This is a genomic window from Pinisolibacter sp. (genome assembly GCF_036782435.1).
Lineage (GTDB): Bacteria > Pseudomonadota > Alphaproteobacteria > Rhizobiales > Ancalomicrobiaceae > CALBKH01.
This window is the reverse complement of record NZ_DAIPZB010000020.1, coordinates 20,505-34,708: the sequence shown is the minus strand read 5'-3', so window position 1 is coordinate 34,708 and position 14,204 is coordinate 20,505. Positions and strand designations below refer to the sequence as shown.

Genomic DNA, 14,204 nt, shown 5'->3' with positions numbered 1-14,204 from the left:
GCGACGACGACATCCAACGTCCCGATGCGACGGGACGAAGCAACGATCGGATGATCCCATGCGCGACGTGATCGTGATCGGCGGCGGCCACAACGGTCTGGTGACAGCCGGCTATCTCGCCGCCACCGGCTTGAAGGTGACGGTGCTGGAGGCCCGCGACGTGGTCGGCGGCTGTGCCGTCACCGAGGAGTTCCACCCCGGCTTCCGCAATTCGGTCGCCGCCTACACCGTGTCGCTGCTCAACCCCAAGGTGATCGCCGATCTCGAACTGGCGAAACACGGCCTCACCGTGGTCGAGCGCAAGCTCTCCAACTTCCTGCCGCTGCCCGACGGACGATACCTGAAGGTCGGCGCCGGGCGCACCAAGTCGGAAGTCGCCAAGTTCTCGGCGAAGGACGCCGAGCGCCTCGACGCCTACGGCGACCGCCTCGACCGCATGGCCGACGTGCTGCGCGAACTCGTGCTGGAGACGCCGCCCAACGTCGCCACCGGCCAGGGCCTCCTCGCCATGATCGGCGAGCTCCTCGCCGCCGGAAAGGTCGCCAACCGCTTCCGCCGCCTCGATCTCGAGGGGCAGCGCGACCTCTTGGAGATCTTCACCCGCTCCGCCGGCGACTATCTCGACCAGTGGTTCGAGAGCGATCCGATCAAGGCGATCTACGGCTTCGACGGCATCGTCGGCAACTACGCCTCCCCCTACGCCGCCGGCACGGCTTATGTGCTGCTCCACCACTGCTTCGGCGAAGTGAACGGCAAGCGCGGCGTCTGGGGCCATGCGCTCGGCGGCATGGGGGCGATCACCCAGGCGATGGCCCGCTCGGCGCAAGCCCGCGGCGCCGAGATCCGCACCGGCGCGAAGGTCCGCGAGATCCTCACCGAGCGCGGTCGCGCCGTCGGTGTCGTCACCGAGGCCGGAGAAACGATCCGCGCCCGTATGGTCGTCTCCAACCTCCACCCCAAACTCACCTTCGAGAAGCTGATCGATCCGGCGGCGCTGCCCGCCGACTTCCGCGCGCGCATCGCCTCCTGGCGCTCCGGCTCCGGCACCTTCCGCATGAACGTGGCGCTCTCCGAGCTGCCGTCCTTCACCTCGCTCCCCGGCCGCGACCTCGCCGAGCACCACACCTCCGGCATCGTGATCGCTCCGTCGCTCGCCTACATGGAGGACGCCTGGATCGACGCCCGCCGCGGCGGTTGGTCGAAGGCCCCGGTCGTCGAGATGCTGATCCCCTCGACCCTCGACCCGAGCCTCGCCCCCGAGGGGCAGCACGTCGCCTCGCTCTTCTGCCAGCACGTCGCCCCCGAGCTTTCCGACGGCCGCTCCTGGGACGACCACCGCGAAGAGGTGGCCGATCTGATGGTCGCCACCGTCGACGCCCACGCCCCCGGCTTCGCCGAGTCGGTGATCGCCCGCCAGATCCACTCGCCGCTCGATCTCGAGCGCAAGTTCGGCCTCGTCGGCGGCGACATCTTCCACGGCGCCCTCGGCCTCGATCAGATGTTCTCGGCCCGCCCGGTCATGGGCCACGCCGACCATCGAAGCCCCCTCGCCGGTCTCTACATGTGCGGCTCGGGCACCCATCCCGGTGGCGGCGTCACCGGCGCCCCCGGCCACAACGCGGCGCGAGAGATCCTCCGCGACATCCGGCGCGGACGGGTGGCGAAAGGGTGAGCCGAGCGGCGGAGCGGAAAGAACCTCCCGCAGATTCCCCTGCGGCGAAAGGTATTTCCCGGTTCCCATCTCCGATTTCGGCGCTAACATGCCCCCACGGTCCCGGCACCCGCCGGGAACGAAGCCATTCGCCACATGGGGCACCCTCTCATGACTTTCACGTCGAAATTTCGTACCGGCGTCGCCGTCGCCGCCTTCGCGGCTCTGACCACCGTCGCCGGCGCGGCCCAGGCCGCCAACATGATCGACAAGTGCGAGGTGACCGGTAAGAAGGGCGAGTTCTCGATCACGCCCGCCGTCGCCGGCCAGCTGACCTACCAGTCGAACCTGCCGGCGCCCGGCTGGAACAACGGCGACACGCCCGAGACCATCAAGGACGGCTACGAGTATTGCCTCGCCGCCAACATCGCCTGGCGCCTCGGTCTCGACAAGGTGAAGCTGGTCAACGTCGACTTCGACGCTCTCGTCGCCGGCAACACCAAGGACTTCGACATCGCCCTGTCGCAGATTTCGATCACCGACAAGCGCAAGGAAGTGGTCCGCTTCTCGGTTCCCTACTTCGACTCCGACGTCGGCGTCCTCGCCAAGAAGGGCAAGAAGTACGGCAGCGCCGACATGAAGGGCCTGCGCATCGGCGTCCAGCAGGGCACCACCGGCACCGACTTCGTCACCGATGCGCTGAAGCCCAAGACCCAGGCCAAGGTGTTCCCCGACACGCCGTCGATGTTCACCGCGCTGATGGCCAATCAGGTCGACGTCGTCATGACCGACACCGCCATCGTTCTCGGCCAGGCGGCCGAGTCGAAGGGCAAGATGGAGGTCATCGGTCAGTACAAGACCGGCGAGCAGTACGGCGCGCTCTTCCCGAAGAACTCGGCCAATGCCGAGACCATCGACAAGGTGATCGCCGCGCTCATCGCCGACGGCACCACCAAGAAGCTCTCGGCCAAGTATCTCGCCGCCTCCTGGGGCGCCGATCCCAACAAGATCCCCTACTTCAAGCCCTGAGCCTCGGCGCCGGGTCCGATGTTCCGGCGGACGGTGCTCTCGCGCCGTCCGCCGTCGCATGAGGCCCCTGCCGACCGGCCCGCGACGGTGCCGGCGGGGGTCGATGGAGATCGGACGCGATCTCCGCAACGACGAGACGATCTTCGATGGACGATACCCCCGCCGCCGCCCCCGTCGACCGAACGCCGGCGCCGCGCCCCACACGCCAGTGGAAGCCGGCGCCGCCGAAATCGGCGATCGGCCTCGCCACCGCCGCACTCGCCGGCGTCACGACCACCGTCGCCCTGGCGTTCTACACCGCCTCGTCGATCCACGACGCGCTCGTCACCCTCGAATTCACCTCACTCACCGTCGACGTCCTGCTCTACGCCGTCGCGGCGGCGACCTTCGTGCTCTTCCTGCCGGCGTGGCGCGGCTACGCCGCCGCCCGGCGCGCCCGCGCCCTCGTCGTCACCGACATCGCCGAGGCCCGCGCCACCACCGCCGAGGCACGAGAGAAGTCGTGGATCGCCGTCGGCTACTCGGTGGCGGCGGCGATCGTCTTCCTCTTCGGCCTCTTCGTCATCTCCAACGACATCGCCGTCGGCCGAATCTTCCTCGACTTTCACGTCATGGGCGAGACTTTCCATCTGGTCGTCGTCGCCTTCTGGGAGAACATCAAGATCTTCACCGCGGCGGAGATCCTGGTGCTGATCTGGGGCCTGCTGATCGCCGTCGCCCGCCTCGCGCCCGGTCGCGCCGGCGCGCCGGTCCGGCTCATCGCCACGGCCTATGTCGACCTCTTCCGCGGCCTGCCGGCGATCATCTCGATCTATCTCGTCGGCTTCGGCCTACCGAGCGCCGACCTGCCGATCCTGCGCGACATGACCCCGACCATGTTCGCCATCCTGGCGCTGACGCTGACCTACGGCGCCTATGTCTCCGAGGTCTATCGCTCCGGCATCGAGAGCGTCCACTGGAGCCAGACCGCGGCTTCCCGCTCGCTCGGCTTCTCCTACGGCCAGACGCTGCGCTTCGTCGTCGTGCCGCAGGCGCTGCGGCGCATCGTTCCGCCGCTCCTCAACGACTTCATCTCGCTGCAGAAGGACACCTCGCTCGTCCTCGTGCTCGGCACCATCGACGCCTTCAATCAGTCGAAGATCATCGCCGCCAACCACTTCTCGCTCTCCGCGGTGACCGTGGTGGCGGCGCTCTTCGTCCTCATCACCATTCCCCAGGGCCGCCTCGTCGACAAACTGATCGAACGCGATCAGAAGCGCATGCGGACCGGAAGCTGAGGCGGGGAGAACTCGAGATGGCTCTCGTCGAAGTCCGCGACGTCCACAAGGCCTACGGCGGGGTGGTCCCCGTCCTCAACGGCGTCACCCTCGACATCGAGGAGCATCAGGTCGTCTGCCTGATCGGCCCCTCCGGTTGCGGCAAGTCCACGCTGCTGCGCTGCATCAATGGCCTGGAACCGATCGACAACGGCGAGATCCGCCTCCACGGCGACCGCGTCTCCGGCCCCGGCGTCGACCTCGACGCGCTGCGGCGCGACGTCGGCATCGTCTTCCAGTCGTTCAACCTCTTCCCGCACATGAGCGTGCTCGACAACGTCACCGCCGCGCCGATCAAGGTGCTCGGCCAGTCGCGCGCCGAGGCCAAGGACCGGGCGATGGAGCTCCTCGCCCGCATCCAGCTCGATCAGAAGGCGCTCGAATACCCCGATCGCCTCTCCGGCGGCCAACAGCAGCGCGTGGCGATCGTCCGGGCGCTGGCGATGGATCCGATCGTCCTGCTCCTCGACGAGATCACCTCGGCGCTCGACCCCGAACTGGTCTCCGAAGTGCTCAACATCGTCCGCGACCTGTCGCGCGAAGGCATGACCATGGTGCTCGCCACCCACGAAATGGGCTTCGCCCGCGAGGTCGCCTCGAAGGTCTGCTTCCTCTACGGCGGCGTGGTCCACGAGGAGGGCCCGCCCGAACAGATCTTCTCCGAGCCGAAGAACGAACGCACCCGCGCCTTCCTCGAGCGCATCATCGAGGCGGGACGGCTGTGAGCGCGTCCCACTCCACGTTGCCGACGAGCGAGGCGGAGGCCCGCGCGGCGATCGCCGCCGCCATGCGCCGGCTCGATGCGAGCCGCCTCAATCGCAGCGCCTCGGGCAACCTGTCGCTGCGCTTCGGCGATACGCTTCTGATCACCCCGAGTGCCGTCGCCCCCGCCGATCTCACCCCGGATCTCGTCGCGAAGATCGACCTCGCCGACGACACCGGCGCCTGGGAAGGGCCCCGCAAGCCCTCCACCGAATGGCGCTTCCACCGCGACATTCTGCGGGCGCGGCCGGATGTGAACGCCGTGGTCCACACCCATTCGCCCTACGTGACGACCCTCGCCATCGCCCGCCGCCCGATCCCGGCGGTGCACTACATGATCGCCGGTTTCGGCGGCCCGACGATCCGTTGCTCCGGCTACGCCACCTTCGGCACCGAGGAGCTGTCGCGCGAAGCGCTCGCCGCCCTCGACGGCCGCAACGGTTGTCTCCTGGCCAACCACGGCGGCATCACCGTGGCGCCGACGCTCGCCCGCGCCCTGTGGCTGGCGGTGGAGATGGAGACGCTCGCCTTCCAGTACCACCAGAGCCTGCTGATCGGCGGCCCGGTCATCCTCTCCGACGCCGAGATCGCCGAAGCCACCGCGAAATTCGCCGATTACGGGTCGAAGTGAGGGGAGCGGGCGAGCGCCCCGCGCCGAGCGCGGCGGTCCGGACCGTTGATTTGTCGGCGGGGCGGGGTTAGGTGTCCGGTCGAAACGTCGATCCCCCCGCGCGCCGCGCCAGACCCGAGATCCCACCGATGAACAAAAAGCCCGAAGCCCCGCTGCGCGTCTACGGCTTCTGCTGGTTCCTCCGCGACGACTACGACGAGGCCCGCGCCGCGATGGCGGATCCCGAGGTGTTGTTCGACACCTATGCGGAATGGCTCAAGGCGGCGAAGAAGATCGAGGCCGAGGTCGCCGCCCAGGGCGGCAAGGTCATCCGCATCCGCTTCGATATCGAGTCCTTCATGTTCTACTGCGCGGCCCACAACGTTGCGCCGGTCGAGCAGACCCGCGCCAACTGGGCCGCGGCGGAACTGCGCCGCCGCTACGAGGAATCCGGCTGAAAAAATAAAAGCCCCGCGCCATAAGAGGCGCGGGGGGCTTTGAAACTCTTTGACCTTAGAATGGCCAGAACGAAGTCAACGTATACCAAACACTCGTCCAATCCGTCTCCCGCATATAGTCGTACAACGCGGAAACGGCATCGACCAAGTCGAACAGCGCCTTTATTCGCGAACCCAAGGGTTTCTTTACCATTGCCAGTGCTCCTTTGTCTCTTTACCTGAGGAGCGGTGGCGATTGAAAGAACCTGGGCGCCACCGCATTATATCAAAAAAATCGCCTAAATTTCGGCGATATATATCGATATACGGTGGCTGGACTCGCTACATCTTGTAACCTCTCAGTATTCTAGCTATTCGAGACACTTCCCCGTTCCTCTTGCGGAACGAGATGCGCCGTTACCCTACTATCTCGGGATGCATACCGAGCTATTCAAGATCGAGTATCGTGAAATTTCAATCCTTCTTCGGCACGCGGCCGAAGTCCGGCGCCGCCGTGTCCTGGCCGATGTCGAGAATGCCGCGGCGGATGGCGCGGGTCTCGGTGAACTGGCGGAACAGCGTGTCGCCGTCGCCGTAGCGGATCGCCCGCTGCAGCACGAAGAGATCCTCGATGAAGCGGCCGAGCATCTCCAGCACCGCCTCCTTGTTGTGGAGGAAGACGTCGCGCCACATCGTCGGATCGGACGCCGCGATGCGGGTGAAGTCGCGGAAGCCGCCGGCGGAGAACTTGATCACCTCCGACTGCGTCACCGTCTCAAGGTCGGCCGCCGTGCCGACGATGTTGTAGGCGATGAGATGCGGAATGTGCGAGGTGATGGCGAGCACCATGTCGTGGTGCTCCGGCGACATCGTCTCGACCTTCGAGCCGCACGCCTTCCAGAAGCCGACGAGCCTCTCCACCGCGCCCGCATCCGCCCCGGTGGGCGGCGTGACGATGCACCAGCGGTTCTCGAAAAGCTCGGCGAAGCCCGCGTCCGGTCCCGAATGCTCGGTGCCGGCCACCGGATGGGCGGGGACGAAATGCACGTGCGGCGGTAGATGCGGCGCCATCTGCCGGACCACGTCGGCCTTGACCGAGCCGACGTCCGAGACGATCGCCCCCGGCTTCAGATGCCGCCCGATCGCTTGGGCGACCTCCCCCGAGGCGCCGACCGGCACCGAGACGATCACCAGATCGGCCCCCTCGACGGCGGCGCCGGCATCCCGGATGTAGCGGTCGCCGAGCCCGAGTTCTTCGGTGCGCGCCAGCGTCTCCGCCCGCCGAGTCGAGATCACGATCTCGCGCGCCAGCCCCTCGCGCCGGATCACCCGGGCGAGCGAGGAGCCGATGAGACCGATGCCGACCAGCGCCACGCGCTCGAACATCGGGGTCTTCGCTTCCGCGGTCATCTCGAACCTCTTTCCGAACTCACGAAGTTCCGACTTGCCGGAACTTCGTGAGTGAAGGCGAGCCCGAACCGGCGTCGGCCGGTCGGGCCGTGACGCTCATGAAATTCGGACATGTCCGAACATCATGAGCCCGGCATCACTTACCCAGGAAGGCGGCGAGCGCCGCGATCAGGGCCTCGTTCGCTTCCCTCGTGCCTATGGTGACGCGCAGCGCGTTGGGAAAGCCGTAGGCCTCCACCCGGCGCACGATGATGCCGCGCTCGAGCAGGAAGGCGTCGGCGTCCGCCGCCCGCTCGCCCGGCGCGTCGGGGAAGTGGACGAGCACGAAATTCGCCACCGACGGCGTCACCGTCAGGCCGAGGTCGGTGAGCCGCCGCGTCACCTCGACGAGCCACGTCTCGTTGTGGTCGGCGGCGGCGCGGACGTGGTCGCGGTCCTCGATGGCGGCGATGCCGGCGGCGATCGCCGCGGTCGAGACGTTGAACGGCGCCCGGATGCGGTTCATTGCGTCGACGATGTGCGCCGGCCCGTAGAGCCAGCCCAGACGCGCCCCGGCGAGCCCGAAGATCTTCGAGAAGGTCCGGGTCATCACCACGTTGTCCGACGTCGACACCAGTTCGATGCCGGCCTCGTAGTCGTTGCGGCGAACGTATTCGGCATAGGCCGCGTCGAGCACCAGGACGACGTGCTTCGGCAGACCGTTCGCCAACCGCTTCACCTCGTCGAACGGCAGATAGGTGCCGGTCGGATTGTTGGGATTGGCGAGGAAGACGATCTTCGTCCGCTCGGTCACCGCTGCCAGCATCGCGTCGACATCGGCCGTCAGGTTCTTCTCCGGCACCTTCACCGGCGTTCCGCCCGCCGCGGTGATGGCGATCGGATAGACCAGGAAGCCGTGCGCCGAGTAGATCCCCTCGTCGCCGGGGCCGACGTAGGCGTGGGTGACGAGGGTCAGCATCTCGTCCGACCCGGTGCCGCAGATGAGGCGCTCGGGCGCCAGTCCCATCACCCGGCCGATGGCCTCGCGCAGCGACGGGGCGGTGTCTTCCGGATAGAGCGCCAGTTTCTCGGCCGCCGCGGCATAGGCGGCCATCGCCTTGGGGCTGGGGCCGAGCGGCGTCTCGTTGGAGGAGAGCTTGTGGATCTTGCCGCCGCCGGTCGCCTTGGACTTGCCGGGCACGTAGGCGGCGATGTCGAGGACGCCGGCGCGGGGAACCGGGCGCTCGGAGCGGAGAATGTCGGTCGTCATCGTCGATCTCTCGTCGAGAGGAAGCGGTAGGGGCTCGAACGGGCTGCCGGGGGGCTCGCGGTCGGACGATCAGTCGTCCGTGATCGGCGCGATGCCGCCCGGCCCGGCGTGTCGGATCGGTGCCGGATAGCCGCCGACGAGCCGCGGCGTACGGGCCTCGACCCCGGCCGTGGCGAAGGCCGCGGTGACCGCCTCGATCGGCGTCTCCGCCGGGCTCGCCACCAGGAAATCGGTGCGAAGGCCCTGGTCGAAGCGAGCCAGGAGCTCGAATCCGGCCGTCTCCAGGGCATCGGAGGGATCGCGGTCGCCGACGCCGGTGAAGGCGTGGACGAGGATCTCCGGTCCGACCGCTTCCGAGATCGGGTTGGAGAGCACGAGCGCCGGCAGATCGGCGACCCGTCCCTCGAACAGGATGTAGGGCAGACGTGCGATGATGCGCGGGCCGTCGCCACCGAGCCGGTTCCACCACGCGCCGACCCAGGAGGGCTGCGACTGGCGGACGATGCCGAGATCGGAGACCGATCGCGCCACCGCGTCGATGACCTCGTCCGGGCCGGCGACGAGATGCGCCGGCACGGTGAAGCCGAAATAGAAGCGGGCGAGATCGCGCATGGCGACCGGATCGCGTCCGCCGTCCATGTAGACCTCGTAGTGGGCCTGCAGGAAGGTGAAGGTCGAGACGATCTCGCGCCAGAAATGTTCGACCGTGGCGATCGGCAGGATGCCGCGATGGCGCGCCACCAGACGGCGCATCATGTCGGCCTCGCGCGCCGGGCGGAAAGCAGCGCCGGACACCGCGGTGCCCTTCACCTTGATCAACTCGTCGATGATGGCCGACCGCGCCACGAGGAGACGATGGATCTCCTCGTCGATCGTGTCGATTTCCCGTCGGAGGCCCGCGAGCCGCTGGGCCGGATCGATCGTCTCGGTCATGGCCTGCCCGCCCGCCTCACTCTCTGAGCCGCGTCGTTCATAAGCGATGCGGCCCCAGAATCAAGACTACGCCGAAGACGGCATCGAAGACGGCAACGCGGATGCGGCCGACATCGCCGACCGCACCCTCCTGCCGCGCCGTCAGCCGAAGAGCTTGAAGCGCTTCTTCGGCGCCGGCGCCACGTCGTCCGTACCCGGATCGTCCGGCGGCGGCGGGATCTCGGGGTCCTGCGACGACGCGACCTCGACCGGCGTCGTCACGACGGTGGCCGCCTCGATCGGAACCGCGGGAGCCGGTTCGGCCACAGGGGCGGCCGGCGGCACCTCGACCGGCTTCGCCTCGACCACCACCGGCTTCGCCTCCACCGCCGGTGCGCTCGCCTCGATCGGCTTCGCTTCCGCCGCCTTCGCTTCCGGCTTCGCCGCCGGGGTCGGCGCAGGCGCCGGCGCGACCGCCGGCTTCTCCGGCTCGATCACTTCCGCCTCGATCGTCTCAGCCTTGGCGGCGATCGCCTCGCGCGCCGCCTTCGGCGCCTCGAGCGGCACGACGCTGCCCGACGCGGTGAGCGTCTCGGTCGGCTCGTCGAAGAGATCGGCGAGCGGCGCCGTGGTGACGTCCTCCGGCGGCAGCTTCCACTCGAAGGCGTCGAGCTTGCCCGAGATCGGCGACACCGGCATCCAGTGATCCGACACCCAGCCGTCCGCCACCCAGGCCTTGTCGCGCGGCGCCGAGACGGCGCGGGCGAGCCAGGCGCGCGTCGCCCCGGCTCCGCCGTGCTCGTTCTGCTCCAGCTCCGCCATCAACAGGCAGACCCGCTTCGACGGCGCCTGCACCAGGAACGGCTCGAGCGTCTTGCGCGCCGCGTCGAATTCGTGGGCGTCGATCTCGGCCCGCGCCAGCGCCAGGGCGCATTCGGGGTGATGGGCGCGCACCTTGATCAGGTCGCGGATCCGCGTCAGCCGATCCTTGGCGCTGTCACCGGCGCGCAGATGCGCATAGGTTTCGGCGATCTCGGGATGCGGGTCGAGCTTCCACGTCGCCTCCAGCACCTTGGCCGCCTTCTTCAGGTCGCCGGCGCGACCGAGCAGCCGCGCCGCCAGACATGCCGCCGGCACCAGATCCGGGGCGAGCCCGTGCGCCTCGAGCGCATTGCCGCGCACCACGTCCGGATGGCCCTGTTCGCGCTCCAGCCCGTCGCCCGTCAAGACCACCGCCCGGAGCCGCTTGGCCGTCGGCTTGTCGACGATGCCGTTGCGCCGGTTGCGATCGATGGTCTCGAGCGCCCCCATCCAGTCGCACGCCTGCGAACGATATTCGACCAGCGCATGGGCCGCCCAGGCGAGCTTCGGCGCCGCGGTGTTGGCCGATGCGGCATAGCGCGCCGCCGCCTCGCCGTCGCCCCAGCGCACCGCCTCGACATAGAGGCCGCGCATGCCGAGGAGGCGGGTGGCCGGCGTCTCGAGCATCCGCTCGAAGGCCTTCTTGGCGCCGCTCCGGTCGCCGATGAGCTGCGCCGACTGCGCCTCGAGCAACAGCGCCAGCGGCTCGTTGCCGAGGATCTGGCGCGCCTCGCCGCTCGCCTTGATGGCGCCGCCGAGATCGCCGGCGCCGACCGCGATCATGCCGCGCGACAGGGCCGTCCAGCCCTTCTCGCGGCGACGGCGGCCGAAGAAGGAACCGATCGCCCCGGGCGTGTTCCAGATCCCCCGGAGGAGGGCGAGGATGAAGATCACCGCCACCAGGGCCACCAGGGCGCCGATGGCCGCGGTCATCACGTCGGTCTCGATGCGATAGCCCTGCCAGGCGAAGGTCACCTCGCCCGGACGATCGGCCAGCCAAGCGAAGCCGAAGGCCAGGGCGACGAGCGCGGCGAAGAAGAAGAGGAGCCGGATCATCGTTCAGACCTCACTTCGGTTGGGCGAGCTTGGCGGTGACCGCGGCGATCTGGGCGGCGAGCGCGGTGTCGACCGCCACCCGCGCCGTCAGGGCCGCGCCCCACTCGGCCGAAGCCTTGCGCGAGGCTTCGGGCAGCACCTTCCAGGCGGTGAGCGCCCCGGCGAGATCGGCGGCGGCGAGCCGCGCCTCGACCCGGGCAGCCATGCCGGCGATGTCGCCGCCGGCGACATCGCCGGGCTGGCGCACCTTCACCATGTCGGTGGCATGCGACAGCAGGCGGTCGAAGACGCCCCCGCCGCTCTCCTTGGTCTCGCCCGCCGCGACCGCGGCGCGCGACACCTTGGCCCAGCCGCTCCTGAGAGCCGACGCCGTCGGCACGCCCTTCTCGGCGAAGGGCTTCAGCGCCGCGAGATCGACGCCGCCACGGGCGGCCGCGTCGACCACGCCGAATTCGGTGACGAACGGCCGACCGGCCTCCACCGCCGATTTCAGATCGGCGAGTGCGATCACCACCACCGCTTCGCCACGGGCCTTGCGCGCCGCTTCCGCCTCGGCCTCGATGCCGGCGAGGCGGTTCTCCAGCGCCCCGACCTTGGTCTCGGCGGCGGCGGCGGCTTCGCCGACCTTCTCGACCATCTTCTGGCCGGAACTGCCGACCTCCCTGGTCGTCGTCTCCAGCGCGTTCAACCGCCCGGTCGCCGCCTCGATCTCGCCGGCGAGCGTCTTCAGCGCCGCCGCGGTCTCCTCGCCGCGCTTCTTGGCCTCCGCCTCGACCGCCGCCGATTTCTCCGAGAAGGCCCGCGCCAGATCGTCGATCCGCTTGCGTCCCTCGAGGTCGCTCGCCGCGACCAGTGCGTTCATCCGCTCGGTGAGGCCGCGGGCGAGGTCGTCGTTGCGCTTGCGCAGATCCTCGACGATGGCCGCGGTCTGGGCGGCGAGGCGATCGGCGATCGCCTGGGTCTCGATGCCCAACCGCGCCGCCAGCGCCTTGGAATCCGCGCCGGCCCGCTCCACCATCGCCCGGCTCTCGGCATCGATGCCGCCGCCGAGCCGTTCGAGGCGCGCCTTGAGCGCCGCGATCTCGGCCCCGGCGCTCTCGCGCAGCGAGCCGAGCGCCCGGTCGACCTGACCCGCCATCTCCGCCAGCGCCTGCTTCGACGCCCCTTCTGCGGCGATGCCCGACAGCGCCCCGGCGACCGAAGCCGCTCCCGATTCCGCCCGCGCCTTGGCCGCCGCCTCGAGCCCGGCGACGCGATCGGCGAGGTCGGCGGGCAGACGCACCGGCGGCACCGTCTCCAGTCGCGCCAGCCGCTCCTCGACGGCGGCGAGTTCGCCGTTCGGCTTCGCAGCCGCCTCGAGCTTGGCGAGACGTCCCTCGACGCCGGTGAGATCCGCCGGCGCCGCCGGCTTCGAGCCTTCGAGCGCCGCGAGCCGCTTCTCGATCGCCGAGAGATCGACCGCCGGCGCGGTGGCGGTCGGCGCGGTGGAAGTCGCCGCACCCGGCGCCGCGAGCCCGGCGACCTGCTTCTCCAGAGCCGCCAGTCGCTCCGCCGCCGCGCCGTCGAGGCCGGCGACCGGCGCCGGCTTCGCCGCCATCTCGCGCAGATATTGTTCGATGCCGGCGATGCGCTCCAGCGTCGCCGTGTCGACCGCCGGCACCGCGGGCGCGCCCACCCGCTTCTCCAGCGCCGCCAGACGCTCGACCGTCGCCGGATCGGCGCTCGGCTTCTGCGCCTTCAGCCCGGCCACCGCCGTCTCCAGCGCCGCGACGCGCCCGTCACCGCCACCGGTTCCCGGCAGAAGGCCCTGCAGGGCGAGGCCGTAGCTGCCGCCGACACCCAGCGCACCGCCGAGTAGGGTGGCCACCAGCACACCACCGACGCCGAAACCGCGCTTGCGCGGCGGCGGCGGCGGAGCGACGACCGGAGCCGCCGCCTCGGCGCGAGCCGCCGCTTCGACACGAGCCCGGAACGCCGCCTCTTCGGCGCGATCCGCTTCGGCCGCCGCCTCGGCGGCCTTGTCCACCGCAGCGACCGGCTCGGTCGACGGAGCCGTGTCGGTCGCCGTTTCGACCGGATCCGCAGCGGCGGCTGCCGCCTCCGTCTCGGTCGTGGAGCGGGTGTCCTTCCTCGACTTGGGCGGCATGGGCGTACTCCTGATCTGATCGCCGAGCACTTCGGCGGGAGGCGACGGGGAACGAAGTGTCGCCAGCATGGCATCGCTGTCGGGCGATGCTGCGACGACGACCTCGCGCCATCCCGCCGCACGGAAGGGTTTCGCGGTCGCCTCGGATATAACATGGACCGGGAAGTCGAGCGAACCGGGAGAAAAGCCGCAATCCGCGAGCTTCGCCAACAGGATCTCTCCGGAGCGCGGCGAGAACACGAGGGCCGCGTCGATCTCGCCGGCGGCGATCGCGGCGCGCGTCGTCTCGCCGAGGTGAGCGACCGGCTCGGCGCGATAGACCTCGACCGGCACCACCGTGAAGCCCGCCGGCTCGAGATCGGCGACGAGATCGCCCGCCTTGTCGCGCCCCACCAACCATAGGATCGCGCCCTTCGCCGGGTCCAGTTCACCGACGATCGCCTTCACCAGATCGCGCCGATCGCCGTCGGCCGAATGCACGTCGGTGAAGCCCACCACCCGCGCCGCCTCGGCGGTGCGCCCCCCGACGGCCAGGAACGGCAGACCGAGAAAGTCGGCGATCTCCGGGCGACCGGCGAGCACCTCGACGGCGTTGAGGCTGGTCGCGGTCACCGCCTGGACGGTCTCGGCGGGCGGAAGGGCCGGGGCCTCGGTCGCGACGATGGTGGTCAGCGGCTCGAGCACCGCCTCGTGACCGAGCGCCGCGAGCCGGGCTGCGGTCGCTCGTCCCTCCTTCTCGGCGCGTGTGACGAGGACCCGCATGCG

At 69.5% G+C, this 14,204-nt stretch carries 11 protein-coding genes; 6 read left to right on the top strand and 5 right to left on the bottom strand.

Features of this window, described 5'->3' with window-relative positions:
• Positions 1-58 precede the first annotated feature (58 nt).
• The 6 genes from V7Q42_RS10515 to V7Q42_RS10490 all read left to right on the top strand — a co-directional run bounded on the left by V7Q42_RS10515 (position 59) and on the right by V7Q42_RS10490 (position 5,826).
• Complete coding sequence (locus V7Q42_RS10515; protein WP_333823994.1) at positions 59-1,672, top strand: phytoene desaturase family protein; 1,614 nt, start codon at positions 59-61, stop codon at positions 1,670-1,672.
• Between the two features lie 150 nt (positions 1,673-1,822).
• Positions 1,823-2,680: an ABC transporter substrate-binding protein gene (locus V7Q42_RS10510; protein WP_333823993.1), complete on the top strand. Its 858-nt coding sequence runs from the start codon at positions 1,823-1,825 to the stop codon at positions 2,678-2,680.
• Between the two features lie 146 nt (positions 2,681-2,826).
• Positions 2,827-3,957 (top strand): amino acid ABC transporter permease, encoded by a 1,131-nt coding sequence (locus V7Q42_RS10505; protein ID WP_333823992.1) that lies wholly within the window; start codon positions 2,827-2,829, stop codon positions 3,955-3,957.
• Positions 3,958-3,974: 17 nt separating this feature from the next.
• Positions 3,975-4,721, top strand: coding sequence for an amino acid ABC transporter ATP-binding protein (locus V7Q42_RS10500; protein WP_333823991.1), 747 nt, complete (start codon positions 3,975-3,977; stop codon positions 4,719-4,721).
• Positions 4,718-5,389: a class II aldolase/adducin family protein gene (locus V7Q42_RS10495; protein ID WP_333823990.1), complete on the top strand. Its 672-nt coding sequence runs from the start codon at positions 4,718-4,720 to the stop codon at positions 5,387-5,389. Before V7Q42_RS10500 ends, V7Q42_RS10495 begins: the two co-directional genes overlap by 4 nt.
• A gap of 128 nt (positions 5,390-5,517) precedes the next feature.
• Entirely contained in the window at positions 5,518-5,826 is a 309-nt protein-coding gene (locus V7Q42_RS10490) for a hypothetical protein (RefSeq protein WP_333823989.1), read from the top strand.
• 453 nt (positions 5,827-6,279) lie between these two features.
• On the opposite strand, the gene V7Q42_RS10485 is transcribed toward V7Q42_RS10490, so the two are convergent.
• The 5 genes from V7Q42_RS10485 to V7Q42_RS10465 all read right to left on the bottom strand — a co-directional run bounded on the left by V7Q42_RS10485 (position 6,280) and on the right by V7Q42_RS10465 (position 14,201).
• A complete protein-coding gene (locus V7Q42_RS10485) occupies positions 6,280-7,215 on the bottom strand; it encodes a prephenate/arogenate dehydrogenase family protein (RefSeq protein ID WP_333823988.1) in 936 nt (311 codons plus the stop codon).
• A 136-nt stretch (positions 7,216-7,351) separates the two neighbouring features.
• On the bottom strand, positions 7,352-8,464 hold the full coding sequence (gene hisC / locus V7Q42_RS10480; protein WP_442958183.1) for a histidinol-phosphate transaminase: 1,113 nt from the start codon (positions 8,462-8,464) through the stop codon (positions 7,352-7,354).
• A 69-nt stretch (positions 8,465-8,533) separates the two neighbouring features.
• Positions 8,534-9,397: a chorismate mutase gene (locus tag V7Q42_RS10475; RefSeq protein ID WP_333823987.1), complete on the bottom strand. Its 864-nt coding sequence runs from the start codon at positions 9,395-9,397 to the stop codon at positions 8,534-8,536.
• 141 nt (positions 9,398-9,538) lie between these two features.
• Positions 9,539-11,293 (bottom strand): heme biosynthesis protein HemY, encoded by a 1,755-nt coding sequence (locus V7Q42_RS10470; RefSeq protein WP_333823986.1) that lies wholly within the window; start codon positions 11,291-11,293, stop codon positions 9,539-9,541.
• A 10-nt stretch (positions 11,294-11,303) separates the two neighbouring features.
• The gene (locus V7Q42_RS10465) at positions 11,304-14,201 is read right to left on the bottom strand and encodes a uroporphyrinogen-III synthase (protein WP_333823985.1); all 2,898 of its coding nucleotides are present in this window, start codon (positions 14,199-14,201) and stop codon (positions 11,304-11,306) included.
• Between the last annotated feature and the right edge of the window lie 3 nt (positions 14,202-14,204).